General features: G+C 69.3%; 24 protein-coding genes. 13 read left to right on the forward strand and 11 right to left on the reverse strand.

Features of this window, described 5'->3' with window-relative positions:
* On the forward strand, positions 1 to 405 hold a 405-nt coding region (locus P409_RS04225; RefSeq protein ID WP_034832137.1), incomplete at its 5' end, for an aminotransferase class V-fold PLP-dependent enzyme.
* Here P409_RS04225 and P409_RS04230 read toward each other — a convergent pair.
* Entirely contained in the window at positions 383 to 1,294 is a 912-nt protein-coding gene (locus tag P409_RS04230; RefSeq protein WP_034832138.1) for a LysR family transcriptional regulator, read from the reverse strand. The genes P409_RS04225 and P409_RS04230 overlap by 23 nt on opposite strands.
* Before the next feature lie 162 nt (positions 1,295 to 1,456).
* Here P409_RS04230 and P409_RS04235 point away from each other — a divergent pair, with 162 nt between their 5' ends.
* The 3 genes from P409_RS04235 (at position 1,457) to P409_RS04245 (ending at position 5,031) form a co-directional block, all read left to right on the forward strand.
* Positions 1,457 to 2,713 (forward strand): urate hydroxylase PuuD, encoded by a 1,257-nt coding sequence (locus P409_RS04235; protein WP_034832139.1) that lies wholly within the window; start codon positions 1,457 to 1,459, stop codon positions 2,711 to 2,713.
* Positions 2,714 to 2,879: 166 nt separating this feature from the next.
* Complete coding sequence (guaD, locus tag P409_RS04240) at positions 2,880 to 4,214, forward strand: guanine deaminase (protein WP_034832141.1); 1,335 nt, start codon at positions 2,880 to 2,882, stop codon at positions 4,212 to 4,214.
* 19 nt (positions 4,215 to 4,233) lie between these two features.
* Positions 4,234 to 5,031: an IclR family transcriptional regulator gene (locus tag P409_RS04245; RefSeq protein ID WP_052120012.1), complete on the forward strand. Its 798-nt coding sequence runs from the start codon at positions 4,234 to 4,236 to the stop codon at positions 5,029 to 5,031.
* Positions 5,032 to 5,043: 12 nt separating this feature from the next.
* On the opposite strand, the gene P409_RS04250 is transcribed toward P409_RS04245, so the two are convergent.
* Entirely contained in the window at positions 5,044 to 5,316 is a 273-nt protein-coding gene (locus P409_RS04250; RefSeq protein WP_034832144.1) for a Txe/YoeB family addiction module toxin, read from the reverse strand.
* Positions 5,313 to 5,567: a type II toxin-antitoxin system Phd/YefM family antitoxin gene (locus tag P409_RS04255; RefSeq protein ID WP_034832172.1), complete on the reverse strand. Its 255-nt coding sequence runs from the start codon at positions 5,565 to 5,567 to the stop codon at positions 5,313 to 5,315. The genes P409_RS04250 and P409_RS04255 overlap by 4 nt, the downstream gene beginning before the upstream one ends.
* 349 nt (positions 5,568 to 5,916) lie before the next feature.
* On the opposite strand from P409_RS04255, the gene gcl reads away from it, so the two are divergent.
* From gcl to P409_RS04295, 8 genes are all read left to right on the forward strand, one after another.
* Positions 5,917 to 7,674: a glyoxylate carboligase gene (gene gcl, locus P409_RS04260; RefSeq protein ID WP_034832174.1), complete on the forward strand. Its 1,758-nt coding sequence runs from the start codon at positions 5,917 to 5,919 to the stop codon at positions 7,672 to 7,674.
* A gap of 124 nt (positions 7,675 to 7,798) precedes the next feature.
* Entirely contained in the window at positions 7,799 to 8,596 is a 798-nt protein-coding gene (gene hyi, locus P409_RS04265) for a hydroxypyruvate isomerase (RefSeq protein WP_034832146.1), read from the forward strand.
* A gap of 224 nt (positions 8,597 to 8,820) precedes the next feature.
* Positions 8,821 to 9,717, forward strand: coding sequence for a 2-hydroxy-3-oxopropionate reductase (locus tag P409_RS04270; protein WP_034832149.1), 897 nt, complete (start codon positions 8,821 to 8,823; stop codon positions 9,715 to 9,717).
* A 269-nt stretch (positions 9,718 to 9,986) separates the two neighbouring features.
* The gene (locus P409_RS04275; protein WP_034832151.1) at positions 9,987 to 11,324 is read left to right on the forward strand and encodes an 8-oxoguanine deaminase; all 1,338 of its coding nucleotides are present in this window, start codon (positions 9,987 to 9,989) and stop codon (positions 11,322 to 11,324) included.
* Between the two features lie 202 nt (positions 11,325 to 11,526).
* Positions 11,527 to 13,305: an SRPBCC family protein gene (locus P409_RS36030; RefSeq protein WP_052120013.1), complete on the forward strand. Its 1,779-nt coding sequence runs from the start codon at positions 11,527 to 11,529 to the stop codon at positions 13,303 to 13,305.
* A gap of 293 nt (positions 13,306 to 13,598) precedes the next feature.
* Complete coding sequence (locus tag P409_RS04285) at positions 13,599 to 13,949, forward strand: ArsR/SmtB family transcription factor (RefSeq protein WP_034832153.1); 351 nt, start codon at positions 13,599 to 13,601, stop codon at positions 13,947 to 13,949.
* Complete coding sequence (locus tag P409_RS04290) at positions 13,933 to 14,400, forward strand: SRPBCC family protein (protein ID WP_052120014.1); 468 nt, start codon at positions 13,933 to 13,935, stop codon at positions 14,398 to 14,400. The genes P409_RS04285 and P409_RS04290 overlap by 17 nt, the downstream gene beginning before the upstream one ends.
* 20 nt (positions 14,401 to 14,420) lie before the next feature.
* Positions 14,421 to 14,825, forward strand: coding sequence for a GFA family protein (locus tag P409_RS04295; RefSeq protein ID WP_034832155.1), 405 nt, complete (start codon positions 14,421 to 14,423; stop codon positions 14,823 to 14,825).
* 26 nt (positions 14,826 to 14,851) lie between these two features.
* Here the strand turns inward: P409_RS04295 and P409_RS38685 are convergent, their stop codons facing one another.
* From P409_RS38685 to betI, 8 genes are all read right to left on the reverse strand, one after another.
* Positions 14,852 to 15,022 (reverse strand): hypothetical protein, encoded by a 171-nt coding sequence (locus P409_RS38685; protein ID WP_161790337.1) that lies wholly within the window; start codon positions 15,020 to 15,022, stop codon positions 14,852 to 14,854.
* Positions 15,023 to 15,207: 185 nt separating this feature from the next.
* Entirely contained in the window at positions 15,208 to 15,420 is a 213-nt protein-coding gene (locus tag P409_RS04300) for a hypothetical protein (protein ID WP_034832157.1), read from the reverse strand.
* Positions 15,421 to 15,534: 114 nt separating this feature from the next.
* A complete protein-coding gene (locus tag P409_RS04305; protein WP_034832159.1) occupies positions 15,535 to 16,380 on the reverse strand; it encodes an ABC transporter permease subunit in 846 nt (281 codons plus the stop codon).
* Positions 16,377 to 17,312, reverse strand: a complete 936-nt coding sequence (locus tag P409_RS04310) for an ABC transporter permease subunit (RefSeq protein WP_034832162.1) — start codon at positions 17,310 to 17,312, stop codon at positions 16,377 to 16,379. Before P409_RS04310 ends, P409_RS04305 begins: the two co-directional genes overlap by 4 nt.
* Entirely contained in the window at positions 17,309 to 18,457 is a 1,149-nt protein-coding gene (locus tag P409_RS04315) for an ABC transporter ATP-binding protein (RefSeq protein ID WP_034832164.1), read from the reverse strand. Before P409_RS04315 ends, P409_RS04310 begins: the two co-directional genes overlap by 4 nt.
* Before the next feature lie 185 nt (positions 18,458 to 18,642).
* A complete protein-coding gene (locus tag P409_RS04320; RefSeq protein WP_202964551.1) occupies positions 18,643 to 19,740 on the reverse strand; it encodes a polyamine ABC transporter substrate-binding protein in 1,098 nt (365 codons plus the stop codon).
* Positions 19,741 to 19,999: 259 nt separating this feature from the next.
* Positions 20,000 to 21,178, reverse strand: a complete 1,179-nt coding sequence (locus P409_RS04325) for an acyl-CoA dehydrogenase family protein (protein WP_034832167.1) — start codon at positions 21,176 to 21,178, stop codon at positions 20,000 to 20,002.
* A 10-nt stretch (positions 21,179 to 21,188) separates the two neighbouring features.
* Entirely contained in the window at positions 21,189 to 21,836 is a 648-nt protein-coding gene (gene betI, locus P409_RS04330; RefSeq protein ID WP_052120015.1) for a transcriptional regulator BetI, read from the reverse strand.
* Between the two features lie 193 nt (positions 21,837 to 22,029).
* Here betI and P409_RS04335 point away from each other — a divergent pair, with 193 nt between their 5' ends.
* Positions 22,030 to 23,373: an aspartate aminotransferase family protein gene (locus P409_RS04335; RefSeq protein ID WP_052120016.1), complete on the forward strand. Its 1,344-nt coding sequence runs from the start codon at positions 22,030 to 22,032 to the stop codon at positions 23,371 to 23,373.
* Positions 23,374 to 23,547 lie beyond the last annotated feature (174 nt).

Consider the following 23,547-nt stretch of genomic DNA (forward strand, 5'->3'; position numbering starts at 1 on the left):
GGGCTCGGCGCCGCCTGCCGCATTGCCCGGCAGCGCCGGTCGGACGACGCGAAGCGCCTGGCCGCCCTGCGCGAGCGGCTGTTCTGGGCTCTGCAGCAGGCCCTGCCCGGCCTGCGCCGCAACGGCTCGGCCGATCACGGCCTGCCCGGCTGCCTGAATGTCAGCTTGGCCGGGCTGGACGCCGCCGACCTGCTGCTCGATTTGCCCGACCTGGCGCTGTCCACCGGCTCGGCCTGCTCCACCGGCAGCCCCGAGCCGTCGCATGTGCTGCGGGCCATCGGCCTGTCGCCGGAGCAGGCCCATGGCAGCCTGCGCCTCGGCCTCGGCCGCGGCACCACCGAGGCAGATATCGACCGGGCCGCGGCCCGGATCGCCGAGGCGGTCAGAGCGCGAGATCGGCGCTGAGCCGCGCCCGCGTCTGCTCCACCAGATAGTCCGAGAACACCCGCACCTTGGCCGGCAGGAAGCTGCGATGCGGGTACAGCACCGCCAGCACCACCGGCTCCGGCGGATGGTCGGGCAGCACCACCTGCAGCGCGCCGCTGCGCAGATGGGCCGCCACCTCCCACACCGGCTTCATGACGATGCCGCGGCCGTCCAGCGCCCAGTCGGTCAGCACGTCGCCGTCATCGGCGTCGAAGCTGCCGCGCACCGGCACCTTCGACGGGCCGTCCTTGCCCTCCAGCGTCCACTGGTACTGCCGCGATCCGGGGAAGCGCAGCAGCAGGCAGTTGTGGCCCATCAGCTCCTCCGGCGCCTTCGGATGGCCCTGGGCCTCGAGATAGGACGGCGCGGCGCACAGCACCCGCCGGCAATCGGCGATCTTGCGCAGCACGAAGCTGGAATCCTTCAGCTCCGCCATGCGGATGGCCAGGTCCACGGCCTCGCCCAGCAGGTCGAGCAGGTGGTCGGACAGGCGCAGCCGGACATCGACGCGCGGGTAGAGCTCGTGGAACTGCGGCACCAGCGGCGCCAGGATGCGGCGGCCGAAGCCGAGCGGCGCCGTCACCCGCAGGCTGCCCGAGGGCACGCCGCTGGTGGTGGCGACGCTGGTCTCCGCCCGCTCCATCGCGTCGAGCACCACCAGGCAGTGGCGGTAGAAGGTCTGGCCGTGCTCGGTGGTCTGCACCTGGCGCGTGGTGCGGTTCAGCAGGCGGACGCCGAGATGCTGCTCCAGCTGCTGGATGCGGTGGCTGACCACGGCCGGCGACATGCGCACCTGCCGGCCGGCGGCCGACAGGCTGCCCAGCTCGACCACGCGCACGAACACCCGCATGTTCTCCAGCAGCGCCAATCCGTGCTCCCTGTTCCTCGAGGCGATTCTGGGCGCATCCGCCGGATGGGATTATAGCCTTTCTTTTGAAAGTGCTGTGTTCCGCCCGCGCTTCCCCCGCCGCGGCGATGGCCATTAGGCTGGCTGGAACGGATAATCAGCCAGGACGGCGGAGGCGGCGGCATGGAGCCGATCATCTGGGAATGGATCAACCTCGTCGCCCGCTGGGTGCATGTCATCACCGCGATCGCCTGGATCGGCTCGTCCTTCTACTTCGTCGCCCTCGACCTCAGCCTGAAGAAGCGCGAGGACCTGCCGCAGGGCGCCGGCGGCGAGGCCTGGCAGATCCATGGCGGCGGCTTCTACAACATGGTCAAGTACCTGGTGGCGCCGGACCGGCTGCCGAAGGAGCTGACCTGGTTCAAGTGGGAGGCCTATTCCACCTGGATCAGCGGCTTCTTCCTGCTCTGTGTCCTGTACTACCGCGGCGCCGACCTGTTCCTGGTCGACCCGCAGGTCTCGCTGGTCTCGCCGAAGGAGGCGATCGCGATCAGCGTGGTCAGCCTGGCCCTCGGCTGGCTGGCCTACGACCTGTTGTGCAAGTCGCCGCTGGGCGAGAGCGACGTCAAGCTGGCCGCCGCCGGCTTCGTCGTGCTGGTCGCGGCGGCCTACGGCTTTTCCCAGGTGTTCAGCGGCCGCGGCGCCATGCTGCAGATGGGCGCGCTGATCGGCACCATGATGGTGGCGAACGTCTTCTTCCTGATCATCCCGAACCAGCGCAAGGTGGTGGATGCCCTGCTGGCCGGCCGGTCGCCCGACCCGAAGCTGGGCCGGCAGGCCAAGCAGCGGTCGCTGCACAACAACTACCTGACCCTGCCGGTGCTGTTCCTGATGCTCAGCAACCACTACCCGCTGGCCTTCGGGTCGCGCTGGGCCTGGGTGATGGTGGCGCTGGTGCTGGTGATGGGCGGGGTGATCCGCCACTTCTTCAACTCGCGCCATGCCGGCAAGGCGACGCCGTGGTGGACCTGGGGCGTGGCAACCGCGTGCATGGCGGCGATCATCTGGCTGTCCGCCCTGCCGCCGCCGCGCGAGCATGAGGTGGCGACCGCGACCAAGCCCTGGATCGATCAGCCGGCGCCCGCCCCGGTGCAGGCGGCCGCCGCGGCGGGGCCGGTGTCCTTCGCCCAGGTGACCGACATCGTCGTCTCCCGCTGCAGCATGTGCCATTCCACCATGCCCGGCTGGGAGGGCATCAACGAGGCGCCGCGCGGCGTGCTGCTGGACTCGCCGGAGGAGATCCGGCGCCATGCCGGCCTGATCCGCCTGCAGGCGGTGCTGACCCATGCGATGCCGCCGGCCAATGTCAGCCAGATCACGCCGGAGGAGCGCGACCTCCTCGGGCGCTGGACGGCCGATCCCGATTTGGCCGTGCAGTAGGGCAGGATGTTTCGATGACCGATCGCGTTGCGCAAAATCCGTCATGGCGAGCCCCGAAGGGGCGTGGCCATCCAGGGCGGCTCGCACCGGCCCCTGGATGGCCACGGCGCTCCGCGCCTCGCCATGACGATGTAGAACGATGATCCCGGATGACCGGAGAGATGAGATGACCACCACCGCCCTGCGTGGCCGCCTGCTGAGCTTCCTCGCCGCCCCGAAGGGCGCGGGCGACAGCGCCAGCTATCGCTATATCCCGGACGGGGTGGTTGTGGTCGAGGGCGGCAAGATCACCCGGGTCGGCCCTGCGACGGAGCTGCTGCCGGTGCTGCCGGCCGGCACCGCGGTCGACCATTATCCGGACGAGCTGATCCTGCCCGGCTTCATCGACGCGCATCTGCACTTTCCGCAGACCCAGGTGATCGCCTCCTACGGCGCGCAGCTGCTGGACTGGCTGCAGAAATACACCTTCGTCGCCGAGCAGCGTTACGGCGACCCGGCCTATGCCGAGCGCCAGGCGCAGTGGTTCCTGGCCGAGCTGCTGGCCAACGGCACCACCACCGCCGCGGTCTACGGCTCGGTCCATCCCGGCTCGGCCGAGGCCTTCTTCGCCGAATCCGAGCGGCTGGGCACCGCCATGATCGCCGGCAAGGTGATGATGGACCGCAACGCCCCGCCCGGCCTGCTGGACACCGCCCAATCCTCCTACGACGACAGCCGGGCCCTGCTGGAACGCTGGCACGGCCGCGGCCGCCAGCGCTACGCCGTCACCCCGCGCTTCGCCATCACCTCGACCGAGGCGCAGCTGGAGGCGGCGGGCGCGCTGGCCCGCGAGTTCCCGGACGCCTATGTCCAGACCCACATCGCCGAGAACCTGAAGGAGATCGCGGCGGTGAAGGCGCTGTTCCCGGACAGCCGCGACTATCTCGATGTCTATGACAAGTATGGCCTGCTTGGGTCCAAGACCCTGTTCGGCCACTGCATCCATCTGGAGGAGCGCGAGCGCCGGCGCATGGCCGAGACCGGCTCGGTCGCGGTGTTCTGCCCGACCTCGAACCTGTTCATCGGCAGCGGCCTGTTCCCGATGCGGGACCTGGCGCGGCGCGACCCGCCGGTGCGGATCGCGGCTGCGACCGATGTCGGCGGCGGCACCAGCTACTCGATGCTCCGCACGCTCGGCGAGGGCTACAAGGTGCAGCAGCTGCAGGGCACCAACCTGTCGGCGCTGGAGGCCTTCCACCTGGTCACCGCCGGCAATGCCGAGGCGCTGGGGCTGGAGCAGGAGATCGGCCGCATCGCCCCCGGCCGCTGCGCCGACCTGGTGGTGCTGGACGCCCGCGCCACCGCCGCCATGGCGCACCGGATGGAGGCGGTCGAGGCCGATCTCGAGGAAGAACTGTTCATCCTCATGACTTTGGGGGATGATCGGTCGGTGAAGGCGACCTACATCCAGGGGCGCCGCATGCACGAACGGGAGGGTACGCGAAGCCGGTCACCGGCCTGAGCGTCCAGTCAGGAGCGCCATGGCCGAGATCGATCGCGACGAGTCCTCCATCGACGAGCCGAAGACCGGGCAGGTCCGGTCCCTGCTCCGCGCCCTGCGGCTGCTCGACACCGTGGCCGGCCGGGCCGAGGGCATGAGCCTGACCGAGCTGGCCCGCGCCACCGACCTCTCTGCCCCCACCGTCCACCGCCTGCTGACCACGCTGGAGGAGGCGCATTACGTGCGCTTCGACCCGGCGACGCGGCGCTGGATGGTCGGGGTCCAGGCCTTCCTCTCCGGCCTCGCCTATGCCGACGGGATGGGGCTGCGCCGCCTGGCCGACCCGCCGATGCGCACCCTGTTCGGCCTGTGCCACGAGACCGTGAACCTGGCGGTGGAGGAGCGCGGCACCATCCTCTATCTGCACCAGCTCGGCGACCCGGGCGCCAGCCTGCCGGGGTCCACGCCGCTGCCGGTGCACGGCTCCGGCGTCGGCAAGGCCCTCTTGTCGGCTAAGACCGACCCGGTGCTGTCGCGCACCCTGCCAGCGCTCGCTTTGACCCGGCTGACCGAGAAGACGGTGCCGGACCTGCCCAGCCTGCGCGACCAGATCAGCCGCGCCCGCCGCTCCGGCTTTGCCATCGACGACGAGGAGCACCTGTCCGGTGTGCGCTGCGTCGCCGCGCCGATCCTCGACCGCGGCGGCCGCCCGGTCGCCGCCCTGTCGATCTCCGCCCCGCGCGAGCGCATGGGTGACGACCGCATCGGCCAGATCGGCATGCTGGTGCGCCAGGCCGCCGAGAAGGTGACCCTGCAGCTCGGCGGCCGGCCGCACTGAAGCGAGACGGCTTCAGCGGTCGTAGTGGAAGCGACAGCTCGCGATTTCCAGCGCCTGGGCTTCGCCGGATCCGGTTACCCGATAGATGAGGCGGTGTTCGCGGGTGATACGCCTCGACCACCAGCCCTTGAGGTCGCCGACCAATGGTTCGGGCTTGCCGATCCCGGCAAAGGGCGAGCGCATGGCGTCTTTGATGAGCTCGTTCACTCGCCCCAGAGCGGCCTTATCGTTCTGTTGCCAGAATAAATAGTCAGCCCAAGCGGCAGAGGAGAAGACGAGCTTCATTCCTCGATCAAGGCCCGCTCAGTCCCCTCGCCGGCATCGAGCTCAGCGATCGAGCGACGCAGACGCTCGGCATTGGCGGGCGTGCCGAGGAGATGGACCGTCTCCCGCAACCCCTCAAATTCGGAGAGCGGTAGAATCACCACCGGCTCGTGATTCTGACGAGTCACGACCAGCTCCGTCCGGTCGGACTCGATCTGATCCAGGTGCTTGGCCATGTTGGCCCGCAACTCGGTGAGAGTGACGTGGGGCATGAGTGTCTCCATTAATCTGTACATATATACGTACAGAAACTGACTCCGCAATCTCTCCCGCATGGAGACCTTTCCACAGCACCCATCCCTCACCGTCATTGCGAGGAGGCGAAGCCGACGAAGCAATCCAGGGCCAGCTCGTGCGGCCCCCGGATTGCTTCGCTTCGCTCGCAATGACGGTGTTTGGAGTTCTGAAAACGTCTCGCGTAGGGGGGAACAGCTTCCACCAGATGAAAAAGACCGATCCGGTCTGCCGATTTTCGCGGCCTGGAATGTTTCGGGCCGCCGCTGGCCCCGCCCCGCCTCGCCCGCCACCATCCTGCCGAGAACCTTCGAACGGGAGGGCATGATGCCCAAGATGACGGCGATGGAAGCGGCGGTGCATGTGCTGCGCAGCGAAGGCGTGGAGGTGGCGTTCGGTGTGCCCGGCGCGGCGATCCTGCCCTTCTACGAGGCGCTGAAGGACAGCGGCATCCGCCATGTGCTGGTCCGGCACGAGGAGGGCGGCACCCATGCCGCCGAGGGCTACACCCGGGCCCGGGCCGGGGCGATCGGCGTCTGCATCGGCACCTCCGGCCCCGCCGGCACCAACATGATCACCGGCCTGTACTCCGCCATCGCGGATTCGATCCCGATCCTGTGCATCACCGGCCAGGCGCCGCGCGCCAAGCTGCACAAGGAGGATTTCCAGGCGGTCGACATCGCCGCCATCGCCCGGCCGGTGACCAAATGGTCGATCACGGTGATGGAAGGCGCCCAGGTGCCCTGGGTGTTCCGCCGCGCCTTCCAGATCATGCGCTCCGACCGGCCCGGCCCGGTGCATATCGACCTGCCGATCGACGTGCAGAAGGAGATCATCGACTACGATCCCGAGACCGACGCGCCGCTGCCGGTCTCCCGGCCGGCGCCGAGCCCGGCCGCCATCGCCCGCGCTATCGACATGCTGCTGGCGGCGGAGAAGCCGCTGATCGTCGCCGGCGGCGGCATCATCAACGCCGAGGCGTCGGACCTGCTGGTCGAGTTCGCCGAGCTGGTGAACGTGCCGGTGGTGCCGACGCTGATGGGCTGGGGCACGATCCCGGACGACCATCCGCTGAACGCCGGCATGGTTGGGCTGCAGACGCAGCACCGCTACGGCAACGCCACCTTCCTGCAGAGCGATGTGGTGCTGGGCATCGGCAACCGCTGGGCCAACCGCCACACCGGGTCGACCGAGGTCTACACCAAGGGCCGCAAATTCATCCATGTCGACATCGAGCCGACCCAGATCGGCCGGGTGTTCTGCCCGGACCTCGGCATCGTCTCGGATGCCCGGCTGGCGCTGGAGGCGCTGATCGCCGAGGCCCGCGGCCGCAAGCTGCCGAAGCGCGAGAGCTGGGTGGCGGGGGTGCAGGAGCGCAAGCGGACCATGCTGCGCCGGACCGATTTCGACACCATCCCGATCAAGCCGCAGCGGGCGTTCCAGGAGATCAACGCCGCCTTCGGCCGCGACACCCGCTTCGTCACCGCGATCGGCCTGTACCAGATCGCCTCGGGCCAGTTCCAGAAGGTGTACAAGCCGCGCAACTACATCATCTGCGGCCAGGCCGGGCCCCTGGGCTGGGAGGTCTCGGCCTGCACCGGCGCCAAGCTGGCCGACCCGTCGGCCGAGGTGGTCGGCATCGTCGGCGACTATTCGCTGCAGTTCCTGATCGAGGAGCTGGCGGTGGCGGCGCAGTATCGCATCCCCTTCGTGCTGGTGGTGCTGAACAACGCCTATCTCGGCCTGATCCGCCAGGCGGAGCGCGGCTACAACATGGATTACGAGGTCCAGCTCTCGTTTCAGAACATCAACGCGCCGGAGATCGGCGATTACGGCGTCGACCACATCAAGGCGGCGGAGGCCTTCGGCTGCATCGCCCGCCGGGTGTTCGACCCGGAGGAAATCGGCGAGGCCTTGCAATGGGCCCGCACCCGCGCCACCCAGGCCAGCCTGCCGGTGCTGGTCGAGATCATCACCGAGCGGGTGACCAACATCGCCATGGGGCCGGAGATCGACAAGGTCACCGAGTTCGAGGAGATCATCGACCTCGCCCCCGCCGCGGCCCGCGAGCCGGAGACGGTGTAGGGCCGGTCCCTCGCCTTCCCTTTCCTGTCATGCCCGGGCTTGACCCGGACATCCGGAGACTGTCGACGCCGTCTGGATTGCCGGGTCAAGCCCGGCAATGACAGCAGCAGAATCGGAGCCCTTCATGCCGCGCTTCGCCGCCAACCTCACCATGCTGTTCAACGAGCATCCGTTCCTCGACCGCTTCGGCCGCGCCGCCGAGGCCGGCTTTGCCGGGGTCGAGTACCTGTTCCCCTACCCCTATCCCAAGGAGGAGCTGGCCGAGCGGCTGCAGCGCCACGGCCTGACCCAGGTGCTGCACAACCTGCCGGCCGGCGACTGGGCCAAGGGCGAGCGCGGCATCGCCTGCCTGCCCGACCGCAAGGGCGAGTTCCAGGACGGGGTCGGCCTGGCGATCGACTATGCCACCGCGCTGGGCTGCCGGCAGGTCAACTGCCTGGCCGGCAAGCGGCCGGCGGGCGTGGCCGAGACGGTGCTGGGCGACACGCTGGTCGACAACCTCCGCTTCGCCGCCAAGGCGCTGGGCGAGGCCGGCATCGACCTGCTGGTCGAGCCGATCAACACCCGCGACATCCCGGGCTTCTTCCTCAGCGGATCGCAGCAGACGCTGGACGTGCTCGACGCCGTCGAGGCGCCGAACACCCGGCTGCAATACGACATCTACCATATGCAGGTGATGGAAGGAGACCTGGGGCCGACGCTGCAGGCGCTGATCTCCCGCATCGGCCACATCCAGGTCGCCGACAATCCCGGCCGGCACGAGCCGGGCACCGGCGAGATCCACTATCCCTTCCTGTTCCGCCTGCTCGACGCGCTCGGCTATGCCGGCTGGGTCGGCGCCGAATACGTGCCGCAGGCCGGCACCGAGGCCGGCCTCGGCTGGTTCGCGCCGTATCGGGCCAGGACGACGGTCGCGGCCTAGGCGGGCCGGCGAAATAGCTTAGTCCCCCCTCCCCTCGCGGGAGGGGGTTAGGGGGAGGGGGTTGGTGCCGCAAGAGCGAGATCATGCGGTATCGGCTGCAGGGAATGGGGCGGGATCTGACGCAGCCGTTCGTCCGGCGCGAACCCCCTCCCCTACCCCCCTCCCGCAAGGGGAGGGGGGACCAGTTTGGGCAACCCCTTCTCCATCATTCACAGGAGTTCGTCATGAACGTCGCCTTCATCGGCCTCGGCATCATGGGCCGCCCCATGGCCGGGCACTTGATCGCCGCCGGGCACAGCCTGTTTCTCCATGACATCACCGGCGTGCCGGCGGAGCTGGGCGGCACCGCCGTCGCCTCCGCCGCCGAGGCGGCGCGGCGGGCCGACATCGTCATCACCATGGTGCCCGACACGCCGCATGTGGAGGCGGCGCTGTTCGGCCCCGGCGGCGTCGCCGAGGGGTTGTCCCCCGGCAAGGTCGTGGTCGACATGAGCTCGATCTCGCCGATCGCCACCAAGGGCTTCGCCGAAAAGATCAACGCCCTGGGCTGCGACTATCTCGACGCCCCGGTCTCGGGCGGCGAGGTCGGGGCCAAGGCCGCCAGCCTGACCATCATGGTCGGCGGGCCGCAGGCCGCCTTCGACCGGGTGCGCCCGCTGTTCGAGGCGATGGGCAAGACCATCACCCTGGTCGGCGGCAATGGCGACGGCCAGACCACCAAGGTCGCCAACCAGATCATCGTCGCCCTGACCATCGAGGCGGTGGCCGAGGCGCTGCTGTTCGCCGCCAAGGCCGGCGCCGACCCGGCCCGGGTGCGCCAGGCGCTGATGGGCGGCTTCGCGGCCTCCCGCATCATCGAGGTGCATGGCGAGCGCATGATCCAGCGCAACTTCGCGCCCGGCTTCCGCATCGCCCTGCACCAGAAGGACCTGGCCCTGGCGCTGGACGGCGCCCGGTCACTGGGCGTGCCGCTGCCGAACACGGCGGCGACGCAGCAGCTGCTGCACGCCGCCATCGCCCAGGGCGGCGCCGCCTGGGACCACTCCGCCATCCTCAAGGTGCTGGAGCGCCAGGCGGATTTCGAGATCGCCGGCCCGGCGGCGCAGCAGGACGCGGCGTAACCAGATGATCTCCCCCTCCCCTTGCGGGAGGGGGCAGGGGGGAGGGGTCTGCGCGCGTCCGCGCGCGAATGCTCAGGCTTCTTCCGCAGTTCTGCGCCGTCGGTCTCTTCGATCGACACCCCCTCCCCCTACCCCCTCCCGCAGGGGGAGGGGGAGAGTGGAAAGGCCATTCGCCGGCAGTCTCGTTTGAAGCACTTTCAAACCGTCGCATCCCTCCCGCCCCTGCCGCCCGGTGCTAGGTTCCCGACGAACGGGACGGGAGACGCGTGATGCGGCTGTGGATCAAGGACCCGCTGGCGATCCTGGCGGAGGGCGCCGAACGCGGCGTGGTGGTCGAGGACGGGCGCATCGCCGAGCTGGTGCCGGCCGGGCGGGAGCCCACGGCGCCGGTGGACAGCGTGTTCGACGCCGGCGCCCATGTCGTGCTGCCCGGGCTGATCAACACCCACCATCATTTCTACCAGACCCTGACCCGCGCCTTGCCGGCGGCGCTGGACCGCGAGCTGTTCCCCTGGCTGCAGGCGCTGTACCCGGTCTGGTCCCGGCTGGACCCGGAGGCGCTGCGCAGCGCCGTCACCGTGGCGATGGCGGAGCTGCTGCTGTCCGGCTGCACCACCACCTCGGACCACCATTACGTCTTCCCGGACGGGCTGGAGCACGCCATCGACATCGAGGTCGAGGTGGCGCGCTCGCTCGGCATCCGCGCCATGCTGACCCGCGGCTCGATGAACCTGTCGGTGCGCGACGGCGGCCTGCCCCCGGACAGCGTGGTGCAGGACGAGGACGAGATCCTGGCCGACAGCGAGCGGCTGGTCGCGGCGCACCACCAGCCCGGCGACGGCGCCATGGTGCAGATCGCGCTGGCCCCTTGCTCGCCCTTCTCGGTCACCGGGTCGCTGATGCGGCGGACGGCGGAGCTGGCCGAGCGGCACGACGTCCGCCTGCACACCCATCTGGCCGAGACCGAGGACGAGAACCGCTTCTGCGTGGAAAAGTTCGGCTGCCGGCCGCTGGACTATCTGGAGGAATGCGGCTGGCTAAGCCCCCGCACCTGGCTGGCGCACGGCATCCATTTCAACGAGGCCGAGGTCGGCCGGCTGGCCCGGGCCGGCACCGCGGTGACGCATTGCCCCTGCTCGAACCAGGTGCTGGCCTCCGGCCATTGCCCGGTGCACGGCATGGAGCAGGCGGGGATGTCCGTCGGCCTCGGCGTCGATGGCTCCGCCTCCAATGACGGGTCGAACCTGATGCAGGAGGTGCGCGCCGCCTTCCTGCTGCAGCGGCACCATTACGGCGTCACCCGGATCAGCCACCGCGACGCGCTGCGCTGGGCCACCGCCGGCTCCGCCGCCTGCCTCGGCCGGCCGGATCTCGGCGTCATTGCGCCGGGGAAGCAGGCCGACCTGGCCCTGTTCGCCCTGGACGAGCTGCACTTCGCCGGCCATGGCGACCCGCTGGCCGCCCTGGTGCTGTGCGGCGCCCACCGGGCCGATTTCGTCATGGTCGGCGGCGCCTGGCGGGTGCGGAACGGCGCCATTCCCGGTCTCGACCTGCCCCGGCTGATCCGCAGCCATCAGGCGCTCGCGGCGCGGATGCGGGCGGGCTGAACGCTCGTACAACCCACGGTCTCCCCAAACCCGTCATTCCCGCGAAAGCGGGAATCTCTCTCCGACAGGCTGCGAGGAGATCCCCGCTTTCGCGGGGATGACGATGAAAGGTGGGTGGAGAAGACATCCGGCTTGCCGAACAGCCGTTCGATTCACTAAAATCTCCATTCGATAGAGTCGAACGGCCGATCGGGAGGTTGGCATGGACGACGGCATGGAGAGCCGGGTGCGGGCGCGGCTGCCGCAGGATGCGCGACGCGAGCAGCTGATCGACGCGGCGATCACCGCGATCGCCGAACACGGGCTGTCGAACGTCACGCTGAGCAAGGTGGCCAGCCTGGCCGGGCTGACCGCCGGCATGGTGAACTTCCACTTCAAGTCGAAGCAGGACCTGCTGCAGGCGACGCTGGCGCGCATGGCCGACGCCTACCGCACCCTGTGCGAGAGCGCGGTGGCCGCCGCCGGCCGGGCGCCGGAGCAGGCGCTGATGGCGCTGGTCCGCGCCAGCTTCGACCCGCAGGTGGCGAGCCTGGAGCGGCTGGCGGTCTGGTACGCCTTCTGGGGCGAGAGCCGGGCCCGCGACGACTACATGGCGACCGTCGGCGCCTCCGACCGCGCCTTCTACGAGGCGGTGCACGCGCTGATGGCCGAGCTGGCGGAGCGTGCCGGCGCCCGGATCGAGCTGCGCGCCGCGGCGCTGGGCCTGTGCGGCCTAGTCGACGCGCTGTCGCAGGAAGCGCTGGTGCAGCGCGAGGCCTTCGACTGGGACGACGCGGTCGACACCTGCCGCCGCTACCTGGCCAACCTGTTCCCGGCGGAATTCGCCGCCCCGACCCGGCTGCGCCTGGTGCCGGAGGCCGAGAGCGACGCCTCCGCCCTGCCGCCGACCCTGCCCGGCTGGACCTATGCCGACCCCGGCATCCATGCGGCCGAGATCGAACGCATCCACCGCCCAGCCTGGCATCTGGTGGCGCATGTCTCGGAGCTGCCGGCCCCCGGCAACTACGTCACCTTCGAGGCGCTGGGCGAGCGCGCCTTCGTCATCCGCGGCGAAGACGGCGGGGTGCGCGCCTTCCACAATGTCTGCCGGCACCGCGCCCATGCCGTGCTGCAGGGCCGCGACGGCCATTGCAGCGGGCTGATCCGCTGCCCCTACCACGCCTGGTGCTATGCCTGGGACGGGCGGCTGCGCGCGGTGGCGGCGGCCAAGACCTTCCCGGAGATCGACACCGCCGGCCTGGGCCTGCTGCCGCTGGACTGCGAGGTGTTCTCGGGCTTCGTCTTCCTGCGCTTCGAGAGCGGCGGCCCGTCGGTGGCCGAGCGCACCGCCCCCTATGCGGCCGAGCTGGCGGCGCACCGGATCGAGGAGATGGTGCCGGTCACCGATTACTGGATCGGCGGGATCGACGCCGACTGGAAGACCATCTGGGACAACTACCTCGAGGACTACCATTTCCCGACCGGCCATCCCGGCCTGTTCGGGCTGATGTCCGGCGCCTATGACCGCGAGCCGGACGACGCCACCCGCACCATCCGCCTGAGCCACGCGTTGCGGCAGGATCCCGGCGGCGGCTGGTCGACCCGCGCCTATGCCCGGCTGCTGCCCGACGTGCCGCATCTGCCGGAGGCGCTGAAGCGGCGCTGGACCTACCTGTTCCTGTATCCCGGCGTGTCGCTGGAGCTGTATCCGGACCTGCTGGATTATTTCCACATCCTGCCGGCCGGGCCCGGCCGGTCGATCCTGCGCTGGCGCGCCTATGCCCGGCCGGACGACCGCCGCGCCATGCGGCTGGCCCGGCGGCTGAACCTGCGGGTGAACAACCGGGTGCATGACGAGGACGCCGCGCTGATCCGCTCGGTCCAGCAGGGCCTGACCGGCTCGGCCTATGGCAGGGGCGTGCTGGGCGAGAAGGAGATCAACCTCCGCGCCTTCCAGGGCTGGATCCGCCGCGACGTGCCGGAGGCCGGGCAATCGCGATAATAGTAGGACGATCGCTTAGACGCTGTTGGCGGCCTTTGGGTCACCGCTCCCGCTGCCATCCCTCGCCGTCATTGCGAGGAGGCGAAGCCGACGAAGCAATCCAGGGGCCGGTGCGCACCGGCCCCTGGATTGCTTCGCTACGCTCGCAATGACGGTGTTGGGAACTCCTAAAGGGTTTCACCGGGCGGGAGAGGCAGTCGGACCACGCCTCACCGATCATGCCGATCGTCTTGACAAGATCAGCCCGACGGCCGTATTAAACCAAAAGGTTAATCAACCAATCGGTTCAATACGTGCCGACGGATTCCCTCAGCCTCACCCTGGCCGCTCTCGCCGACCCGACCCGCCGGGCGATCCTGGCGCGGCTGGCCCGGGGCGAGGCCTCGGTCACCGAACTCGGCGAGCCATTCGCCATGAGCCTGACCGCCGTGTCCAAGCACCTGAAGGTGCTGGAGCGCGCCGGGCTGGTCGCCCGCAGCCGTACGGCGCAGTGGCGCCCCTGCCGGCTGCAGGCCGGGCCGCTGAAGGACATCGCCGACTGGGTCGAGAGCTACCGCCCCTTCTGGGATTCGGGCTTCGACCGGCTGGACGACTATCTGCGCCAACTGCAAGGCAAGGACACCGACGATGACCGCACCCAGTGACGGCGCCGGCGCCGCCCTGAACACGGGGCCGGAGCTGGTGATCACCCGTGTCTTCGACGCGCCGCCCAGCCTCGTGTTCAAGGCCTGGGCCGAGCCCGAGCACCTGGTGCGCTGGCTGGGGCCGAAGGATTTTTCCGCCTCCGCCGTACGGATCGACCTGCGGCCGGGCGGCGCCTGGAGCGCCGTGATCACCTCCCCCGAGGGCAAGGTCCACGGCATGGGCGGGGCGTATCGCGAGATCGCGCCGCCGGAACGGCTGGTCTTCACCTTCGCCTGGGACGAGGAGGATGCGGAGCGGATGCTGATCGCCCTCACCTTCCGCGACCGCGATGGCGGGACCGAGATGACCTTCCGCCAGACCGGCTTCCGCTCGGCGGAGAGCCGTGACAGCCATCGCGGCGGCTGGAGCGAGTGCTTCGACCGGCTGCCGCCCTATCTGGCGCAGATCTGAACCATCGAAGAGGGATCGCGATGAAACGCGCCTATCACGGCAGCTGCCATTGCGGCGCCGTGCGCTTCGAATGCGACGCCGACCTGGAGGCCGGCACCAGCCGCTGCAACTGCTCGATCTGCGGCAAGGGCCGGTTCTGGAAGACGATCGTGCTGGCGCCAGATTTCCGCCTGGTGCAGGGCGAGGACGCGCTGTCGGACTATCAGTTCGGCAGCGGCACGATCCATCACCTGTTCTGCCGCCGCTGCGGCGTCAAGCCGTTCGGGCGGGGCCATATGGAGGCGCTGGGCGGCACCTTCTACGGCGTCAACATCGCCTGCCTGGACGATCTGACGCCCGAGGCGCTGGCCGCGCTGCCGGTCCAGTACGAGGACGGCCGCGACGGCCATTGGGAACGGCCACCGGCGGAGACGCGCTACCTGTAGGCTGCGCACCTCCGCCGCGGTTGCCGTCAGTAGGACGGCGTCACCACCGTGGTGCGCGGCTGCGGCGTCACCACGGTCGCCGACGGGGCCGGCTGCGTCACGATGGTGTCCGGCTTGTCCGGCGGCTGGTTGTTCACCGTGCAGGCGGCCAGCAGCGGCAGCCCGATCAGGGCGGCGGCAAGGGTGATGGAGCGCATGTCCAGGTCTCCCATTCCGTGGAGCGGTGTGTTTCAGCACCGCGCTCGTCAGCAACAGGACGATTCGGCGTCCTGTTCCCGACGGCGCGGGCGGATTGGGCACGGCGGCCCAGGGAAGCGGGCGCGAACGCCCTGGCGGTCGGGGCCGCGGACCGCCGTGCCGGACCGGCTTCATCCGGCCGGTATCAGTAGGACGGCGTCACCACCGTGGTGGCCGGACGCGGCACGACATAGGTCGTGTTCGGGGTGGTGACGACGGCCCCCGGCTGGGTCACGACGGCAGCCGGCGCCGGCTGCGCGACCACGGTGGTCGGCCGGTCCGGCGTGTTGTTCACCGTGCAGCCCGCCGCCAGCAGCGACAGGCCGGCCAGGGCGAAAGCCGTGGAAATGGAACGCATCTCACGTCCTCCAGTTCAGGAAGCGACCCGGATCGAGGCCGCGACGCAAACCCAATGGGACGAAGCGGGAGGCGGTTCCTCCGGATCAATTTACCCAAAATTTGATGGTGATCTTTATGCCGATCCGCCCCCTACCGAGGCGCGGCGGCTGTCGCGAGCCTTGCGGGCGTCGCGGCGGTTCAGGATCACGGCGCTGGCGATGACGAAGGCGGCCACCACCAGGATGATGATCGTCGCCAGCGCGTTGATGTCCGGCGTCAGCCCCAGCCGGACCTTGGAGAAGATCAGCATCGGCAGGGTGTTGGCGCCGGGGCCGGAGGTGAAGGTGGCGATCACCAGGTCGTCCAGCGACAGGGTGAAGGACAGCAGCCAGCCGGACACCATGGCCGGGGCCAGCAGCGGCAGGGTGATGTCGACCATCACCTGCCAGGGCCGGCTGCCGAGATCGGCCGCCGCCTCCTCGATCGACGCGTCCATGTCGGCCAGGCGCGACTGCACCACCACCGCGACATAGGCCATGCAGAAGGTGACGTGGGCGATGGTGATGGTCATGGCGCCGCGCCCGGACGGCCAGCCGAAGCTGTCCTCCAGCGCCACGAACAGCAGCAGCAGCGACAGGCCGGTGATCACCTCCGGCATCACCAGCGGCGCCGTGACCATGCCGGCCAGCAGGAGCCGGCCGCGGAACCGGCCGAGCCGCGCCAGGGCGATGCCGGCCATGGTGCCGAGCGCGGTGGCGATGGTGGCGGAGACCGCGGCGATCTGCAGGCTGAGCAGCGCCGCGTCCATCACCTGCCGGTTGCCCCACAGCGCCGCGTACCATTTGGTCGAGAAGCCGCCCCAGACCGTCGCCAGCCGCGACTGGTTGAAGGAGAACACGATCATCGAGGCGATCGGCCCGTAGAAGAACACGAAGCCGGCCACCAGCCACAGGGTGAGGAAGCGGGACCGGCCTCTCATGCCCCCTCCCCCCGCGCCTGGCGGTTCTGGAACCACAGGATCGGCAGCACCAGGACCAGGAGCAGCACCACCGCCACGGCCGAGGCCACCGGCCAGTCGCGGTTGGAGTAGAACTCGGCGAACAGCACCTGGCCGATCATCGGGCTCGACGGGTTGCCCAGCAGCGCCGGGATCACGTATTCGCCGGTCGCCGGAATGAACACCAGCAGCGACCCGGCGACGATGCCGGGCAGCGACAGCGGCAGGGTGACGTCGAGAAACACCCGCCAGGGCCGCGAGCCCAGATCCATCGCCGCCTCGACCAGGCTCTGGTCCAGCTTCTCCAGCGTCACATAGAGCGGCAGGATCATGAAGGGCAGGTAGGAGTAGACGATGCCGAGATAGACCGCGAACCCGGTGTTCATCATCTCGACCGGCTGGTCGAGGATGCCGCTCCACACCAGGAACCCGTTGAGGATGCCCTGCTTGTTGAGGATCCCCATCCAGGCATAGATGCGCAGCAGGAACGAGGTCCAGAACGGCAGGATCACGAACAGCAGCAGGATGTTGCGCGCGCCGGGCGAGGACCGGGCGATGCCATAGGCGATCGGATAGCCGCAGAGCAGGCACAGGGCGGTCGAGATCAGCGCGATCTTGACCGAATTCAGGTAGCCGGCGAGGTAGAGCCAGTCCTGGGTCAGGAACACGTAGTTGCGCAGCGAGGCGGTGATGGCGGGCCACGCCCCCTCGCCCCATTCCAGCAGCGCCGAATAGGGCGGCCGGCCGACGATGCTCTGGGCCAGGCTGATCTTCAGCACGATCAGGAACGGCACCAGGAAGAACAGCACCAGCCAAGCCGTCGGCACGCCGATGATCAGGCCGCGCCAGGCGTCGCCGACCCGGCGCAGAGCCCGCAGCCAGAGCGGTACGCCAGGCTCGGGAAATGCGGTCATTCGGTCAGCAGCAGCGACGCGGCGGGGGGCCAGGACAGCCAGACCCGGTCGTCCCAGTCGACCGGCCGGTCCTCCTCCCGCCCGCGGCGCTCGTTCTGCCGGCTGACCGAGACCAGACGGCCGTTGCCGAGCCGCACCCGGAACAGCGAGCGGTCGCCGAAATAGCCGAGGTCGTAGACCATGCCCTGCAGCGTGTTGGCGGCGCCCTGCGGCGGCTCGCGCCCGATCGCGATCTTCTCCGGCCGCACCGCGACCGAGACCGGGGTGCCCGGCGCCACCGCCCCGGCATGGGCGACGACCAGCGGCCCGGCCTGCTCCGTCGCCACCGTCACCCGCCCGTCGGCGACACTGTCGACCGTGCCGTCGAACAGGTTGATCGAACCGATGAAATCCGCCGAGAAGCGGCAGTTCGGATATTCGTAGATATCGGTCGGCGTGCCCGTCTGCACGATCCGGCCGCGATTCATCACCGCGATCCGGGTCGACAGGGCCATCGCCTCCTCCTGGTCGTGGGTGACGACGATGAAGGTGACGCCGACCTGGTCCTGGATATTCATCAGCTCGAACTGGGTCTGCTCGCGCAGCTTCTTGTCGAGCGCCGCCAGAGGTTCGTCGAGCAGCAGCAGCTTCGGCTTCTTCGCCAGCGCCCGGGCCAGGGCGACGCGCTGGCGCTGACCGCCGGACAGCTGGTGCGGCCTGCGCGGGCCGAAGCCCTGCAGCTGCACCAGCTCCAGGAGCTCGGCCACGCGGTCGCGGCGCTCCGCCGGGGTCATCGCCTCGTGCTTCAGCCCGTAGCCGATGTTCTTCTCCACGCTCATATGCGGGAACAGGGCGTAGGACTGGAACATCATGTTGACCGGCCGCTCATAGGGCGGCGCGCGGGTGACGTCCTGGCCGTCGATCAGGATGCGGCCGGCGCTCGGCGTCTCGAAGCCGGCGAGCATGCGCAGCAGCGTGGTCTTGCCGCAGCCGGAGCCGCCGAGCAGGCAGAACAGCTCCTTGCGGTGGATCTCGAGGTCGACGCCATCGACCGCGGTGAAGTCGGCGAATGTCTTGGTCAGGCCCTCGATCCGCAGGATCGGTTTGGCCTGCGGGTCGAGCCAGGGCCGGTCCTTGGTGTCCGGATAGCGCTCGGCGGTGGCCATCTAGGGGCGGCGCGGGTTCTGGCGGCGCGAACCCCCTCCCCCTGGCCCCCTCCCGCAAGGGGAGGGGGGACTCGATTGCATTGGCTGAGAGATCTCTCTCCAACCGTCAAAACCCTTGTCCCCCCTCCCCTCGCGGGAGGGGGCTAGGGGGAGGGGGTTGTCGATGCCATGCACCGTCTTTGCCCCTACTGCCCGGCCTTGATCTGGCTCCAGGCCCGGGTGCGCAGGCGCAGCGCGTCCTGCGGCAGGTCTGCCGGGACGTAGAGCTTGGCCCGCGTCGCCGCGTCCGGATAGATCGCCGGGTTCTCCAGGATCTCCTTGTTCACGTACTCCGCGGCGGCCTTGTTGGCGTTGGCGTAGTTGGTGAAGTTGGTGGCGTCGGCGATCACCTTCGGCCGCAGCATGTAGTTGATGAAGATCAGCGCATTCTCGGGATGCGGCGCGTCGGACGGGATCAGCCAGCCGTCGAACCAGGCCGGGCCGCCGGTGTCCGGCACCGAATAGGCCAGGTCGATCTTCACCCCCGCCTCCTCCGCCCGGCTGGCGGCTGTGGCGTAGTCGCCGGACCAGGAGAAGGCCAGGCACAGCTCCTGGTTCGGCAGCTGGTTCAGGTAGTTGGCGGAATCCACCGCCTTGACGTATTGCCGGATCGGCTTGAACAGCGCCGCCGCGGCCTCATAGTCCTCGGCCTTCTGCGAGTTCGGATCGCGGTGCAGATAGGACAGCGCCAGCGGGATCATGTCGGTTGGCGATTCCAGGATCGAGATGCCGCAATCCGCCCATTTCGCCGCCAGCTCGGGCTTGAACAGCATGTCGAGCGAGGTGACCGGCGCATCGGGCATGCGCTGCTTGATCATGTCCACATTGTAGGCGAAGCCGACCGTGCCCCACATGTAGGGCACCAGGTACTCGTTGCCCGGGTCGTGGCCGGCGACGACCTTCAGGATCTCCGGATCGAGATTGCCGTAGTTGCTCAGCTTCGACTTGTCGATCTTGGCGAACACCCCGGCCTTGACCAGCGGCGGGATCAGATGCGAGCCGTGCAGCACCACGTCATAGCCGGAATGGCCGGCCATCATCTTGGCGTCGACGGTCTCGGACGCGTCATAGGTGTCGTAGACCACCTTGATGCCGGTCTCGGCCTCGAAGTCCTGGATCGTGGTCTCGCCGATATAGTCGACCCAGTTGTAGACGTTGACGACCTTCTCCTCCTCGGCCTGCGCCGCGCCGGAGAGAAGGACGGCCGCGGCCAGCAGCCCGGTGGCCAAGGGGGAACGCATCATCGCCTGGCTCCCAATGTCGCCTCACCTGCCGGCCGTTTGTCTGCTCGCCGCGGCCGTCGGCATCCCTTATTCAGAGCCCGGTTCGCCGGGATTCTCCAGCGGATTTTTGACAGAACAATTAACCCGAAAGCGAGCTTACGGAATCCCTCACTTCGTCATTGCGAGCGCAGCGAAGCAATCCATCCATCCGCTCGTGCCGTGCCATGGATTGCTTCGTCGGCTTCGCCTCCTCGCAATGACGGTGAGGACCTGTCCCTTCTCATCCTCCGATCGTGCCCTTCAGCCCGCGCTTGAGCAGGCTGCCGGCGATGATCAGGCGCTGGATCTCGCTGGTGCCTTCCCAGATCCGGTCGACCCGCAGTTCGCGGTTGAAGCGCTCGGCCACGTTCTCGCGCATGTAGCCGCGGCCGCCGAAGATCTGCACCGCCCGGTCGGCGACGCGGCCCGCCATCTCCGAGGCCAGCAGCTTGGCCACCGAGCAGCGGGCGTGCAGCGCCTTGACGTCCAGGCCGCGGTCGTGCGCGTCCGCCGCCTCATAGGTCACCAGCCGCGCGGCGTGCAGCTCGGCCACGCTGTCGGCCAGCATCGCCTGGATCAGCTGGAACCGCGCCATCGGCCCGCCGCCGATCTTCCGATCCGTCGCAAACCCAGTGGCCGCCTCGATCAGCCGGTCGGCCGCGCCGCAGCAGCGCGCCGCGATCATCAGCCGCTCGCGCCGGAACCAGGCGTGGATGAAGCCCATCCCCTGCCCCTCGGCGCCGATCCGGTTCGCCGCCGGCACCCGCACCCGGTCGAAGCGCAGGATCGGATGGTGGTGGCGATAGCTGTGGGTATAGGCCGGGCTGCGGACGGTGCTGAGCCCCTCGGCCGGCATCTCGACGAAGAACAGGACATGCATGCCGTCGGCGTGGCCGCCATCCGTCTTCGCCTGGACGATCACCGTGTCGGCGAGGTTGGCGCTGGTGACATGCCATTTCTCGCCGTCGATGACGTAATGGTCGCCGTCCCGCCGGGCGGTGGTGGCGATGTCGTCGACCTCGGAGCCGGCGCCCTCCTCGGTCACCGCCGTGCAGATGTGCCGCTCGCCCCGCATCAGCGGCAGGATGAAGCGCTCGATCTGCTCCGGCGAGCAGGCCTCGAACATCCAGGACTGCGCCTCGCCATAGCACCAGGCCAGGCCGTTGGTGACGCGGCCGGTCTGCTCCGCGATCGCCACCTGGTCCAGCAAAGGCAGTTGCAGCCCGCCATGGCGCTTCGGCGCGTCGATCCGCGACAGGCCCAGCTCCAGCGCCAGCCGCTCGTGCCGGGCCGCGACCTCGGCCGGGATCTCGCCGCCCGCCAGCTCGGCCTCCACCTCCCACGGGATCAGCTCGGCCTCGACGAAACGGCGGACCCTGTCCTGCCAGTCGCGGGCGCTGTCGGGGAGCGTGAAGCTCATGGCATGCCTCTCAGGGCCGGACCGGGCCGTCCCGGGTGAAGTGCTTGGGGAAGACCGAGACCAGCATCTCGACGGCGCAGGCCCGGGCGTCCTCGCGGCCGAACTCCTTCGGCCCCATCATCACATGCAGCCACAACCCCTCCAGCAGCCCGTTCAGGCTGCGGGCCAGCAGGTCCGGCGACTGCCCCGCCGCCGCCAGCTCGCGGCACAGGGTCAGCAGGGTCAGGTGGTAGTCCTGGTCGTTGGCGCTGCACAGCGCGCGGTAATGCGGCCTTGTCTTGGCCTCGCCCCAGAAGGCGCACCAGGCGGCGATCTTGCGCGGGTTGCAGATGCGGCGGTCGAAATCGGCCAGGACCAGGGCCCACAGCTTCTCCGCCGCGCTCGGCCCGGCCTCGTGCAAGGCGCGGCGCCAATGGGCGCGGTACTCGTCGGACATGTAGCGCAGCGTCTCGACGAGCAGCTTCTCCTTGCTCTCGAAATGGAAGTTGACGATGCCGCGCGACAGGCCGGCGCCATCGGCGACCACGGCCATCGTCGTCTCCTCGTAGCCGCGCTTGGCGATGGCGTCGATCGTCGCCTCGATCAGCTCCTGCCGCCGCAGCTCCTTCGACTGCCGCCGGCCCCCATTCACCTTCCGCGCAGCCTGGCCTTCGGCCATCGGCACCCCCGTCAAATCACCACAAAAGCCTAGCATCGGCGGGGGTTCTTGGGAAGATGTTGAATGGACATCCAGCCAGCTTCTAATTGAACGTTCATTCAACAAGATGGACAGGACGAGCTCCGTCATGCCATGCTGGGCCTCGACATCGCGGCATCAGAACCGCCGGACCAACGACACGAGGACCGCTGCCATGACCCGCAGCCTGGCGCGCAGCAACGCGCAATTCCATCGGGCGTCGACCCGCCTGCCCCTCGGCGTCGCCTCGAACTTCCGCTACTGGGGCGACGACCGGACCATCTATGTGAAGCGCGGCCAGGGCGGCCGGATCTGGGACCTCGACGACAACCCCTATGTCGACTACCGCCTCGGCTACGGCCCGGCAATCCTGGGCTATGCCGACCCGCGGGTGGACGAGGCGGCGCGGCGGGGCATGGAGGTCGGCGGCGTCTTCGCCCTGTCGACCGAGCGCGAGTTCACCGTCGCCGAGCGCATCGCGAAGATGATGCCGGCGGCGGAGCTGGTGCGCTTCTCCAACTCCGGCACCGAGGCGGTGATGGCGGCGCTGCGCCTGGCCCGGGCGTATACCGGCAAGGAGTCCTACGTGCTGGTCGAGGGCAGCTATCACGGGCTGTTCGACGCGGCGATGTGGATGGTGGCGCTGGACCAGTGGGACCCGCAGCGGACCGACCAGGACCCGCCGGTCCGCCCCTATTCCCAGGGCGTGCCGGAGACGGTACGGCCACTGGTGCACCTGACCCCGATGAACGACGCGAACCGGCTGGAGGACCTGCTGCGCCGCCGGGCTCACGAGATCGCGGCGATGCTGATCGAGCCGATCATGGGCAATTGCTGCGGCATCACCGCCGACATCGACTTCGTCCGCGCCGTGCGCGAGCTGTGCGACCGATACGGCGTGCTGCTGATCGTCGACGAGGTGAAGACCGGCTTCCGCGTCGCCCGCGGCGGGGTGCAGGAGCTGATGGGCATCCGCGCCGACATCACCACCATGGCCAAGGCAATGGCCAACGGCTATCCGATCGCCGCCATCGGCGGGCGCGAGGACATCATGCGCCGCTACGGCCGCGGCGTCGCCCATGGCGGCACCTACACCGCCCATTCCGTGGCGCTGGCCGCGGCCGAGAAGACGCTGCAGATCCTGGACGAGACCCCGGCGCTGGACGGCATCGCCGCCTATGGCCGCCGGATGCAGGCCGGGATCAAGCGGATCCTCGATGCCCGCGGCGTGGTGCATTGCTTCGCCGGCCATCCGTCGATGGGCGGGCTGTTCTTCGCCCCGGCGCCGCCGCGCGACTATCGCGACTGGAAGCGCTCCGACTACAGCTTCTACGACGCTCTGGCGCGCGAGCTGCACGAGGAGGGCGTGCTGTGCGAGCCGGATTCGCGCGAGCCCTGGTTCGTCTGCGAGGCGCATGACGACGGCTGCCTGGCCGACACGCTGGCCGGCTTCGAGCGCGCGGTCGACCGCACCCTGGACAAGGTCGGCGACGCCGCGAAGCGGGCCGTGGCACACTGACCACGGGACCGGGGAGCGGCGCCATGCGGGTCGCACGAGGCAATCCAATCTTGTCCCCCCTCCCCTCGCGGGAGGGGGCTAGGGGGAGGGGGTTGCCGATCGGAGGGCACGGACCTTCTCTCAACCTGATCGGGCACTTCGATTCCGACCGGCTGCTCTCGCGGCGGGAACCCC

The organism is Inquilinus limosus MP06, assembly GCF_000767795.1.
Classification (GTDB): Bacteria; Pseudomonadota; Alphaproteobacteria; order DSM-16000; family Inquilinaceae; genus Inquilinus; species Inquilinus limosus_E.

Coding starts and splice junctions, on each gene's coding strand:
- P409_RS04235 (WP_034832139.1), top strand. CDS start 1,457: ATGGAGCCGATCATCTGGGAATGGATCAACCTCGTCGCCCGCTGGGTG.
- guaD (WP_034832141.1), top strand. CDS start 2,880: ATGACCACCACCGCCCTGCGTGGCCGCCTGCTGAGCTTCCTCGCCGCC.
- P409_RS04245 (WP_052120012.1), top strand. CDS start 4,234: ATGGCCGAGATCGATCGCGACGAGTCCTCCATCGACGAGCCGAAGACC.
- P409_RS04250 (WP_034832144.1), bottom strand. CDS start 5,316: ATGAAGCTCGTCTTCTCCTCTGCCGCTTGGGCTGACTATTTATTCTGG.
- P409_RS04255 (WP_034832172.1), bottom strand. CDS start 5,567: ATGCCCCACGTCACTCTCACCGAGTTGCGGGCCAACATGGCCAAGCAC.
- gcl (WP_034832174.1), top strand. CDS start 5,917: ATGCCCAAGATGACGGCGATGGAAGCGGCGGTGCATGTGCTGCGCAGC.
- hyi (WP_034832146.1), top strand. CDS start 7,799: ATGCCGCGCTTCGCCGCCAACCTCACCATGCTGTTCAACGAGCATCCG.
- P409_RS04270 (WP_034832149.1), top strand. CDS start 8,821: ATGAACGTCGCCTTCATCGGCCTCGGCATCATGGGCCGCCCCATGGCC.
- P409_RS04275 (WP_034832151.1), top strand. CDS start 9,987: ATGCGGCTGTGGATCAAGGACCCGCTGGCGATCCTGGCGGAGGGCGCC.
- P409_RS36030 (WP_052120013.1), top strand. CDS start 11,527: ATGGACGACGGCATGGAGAGCCGGGTGCGGGCGCGGCTGCCGCAGGAT.
- P409_RS04290 (WP_052120014.1), top strand. CDS start 13,933: ATGACCGCACCCAGTGACGGCGCCGGCGCCGCCCTGAACACGGGGCCG.
- P409_RS04295 (WP_034832155.1), top strand. CDS start 14,421: ATGAAACGCGCCTATCACGGCAGCTGCCATTGCGGCGCCGTGCGCTTC.
- P409_RS38685 (WP_161790337.1), bottom strand. CDS start 15,022: ATGCGCTCCATCACCCTTGCCGCCGCCCTGATCGGGCTGCCGCTGCTG.
- P409_RS04300 (WP_034832157.1), bottom strand. CDS start 15,420: ATGCGTTCCATTTCCACGGCTTTCGCCCTGGCCGGCCTGTCGCTGCTG.
- P409_RS04305 (WP_034832159.1), bottom strand. CDS start 16,380: ATGAGAGGCCGGTCCCGCTTCCTCACCCTGTGGCTGGTGGCCGGCTTC.
- P409_RS04310 (WP_034832162.1), bottom strand. CDS start 17,312: ATGACCGCATTTCCCGAGCCTGGCGTACCGCTCTGGCTGCGGGCTCTG.
- P409_RS04315 (WP_034832164.1), bottom strand. CDS start 18,457: ATGGCCACCGCCGAGCGCTATCCGGACACCAAGGACCGGCCCTGGCTC.
- P409_RS04320 (WP_202964551.1), bottom strand. CDS start 19,740: ATGATGCGTTCCCCCTTGGCCACCGGGCTGCTGGCCGCGGCCGTCCTT.
- P409_RS04325 (WP_034832167.1), bottom strand. CDS start 21,178: ATGAGCTTCACGCTCCCCGACAGCGCCCGCGACTGGCAGGACAGGGTC.
- betI (WP_052120015.1), bottom strand. CDS start 21,836: ATGGCCGAAGGCCAGGCTGCGCGGAAGGTGAATGGGGGCCGGCGGCAG.
- P409_RS04335 (WP_052120016.1), top strand. CDS start 22,030: ATGACCCGCAGCCTGGCGCGCAGCAACGCGCAATTCCATCGGGCGTCG.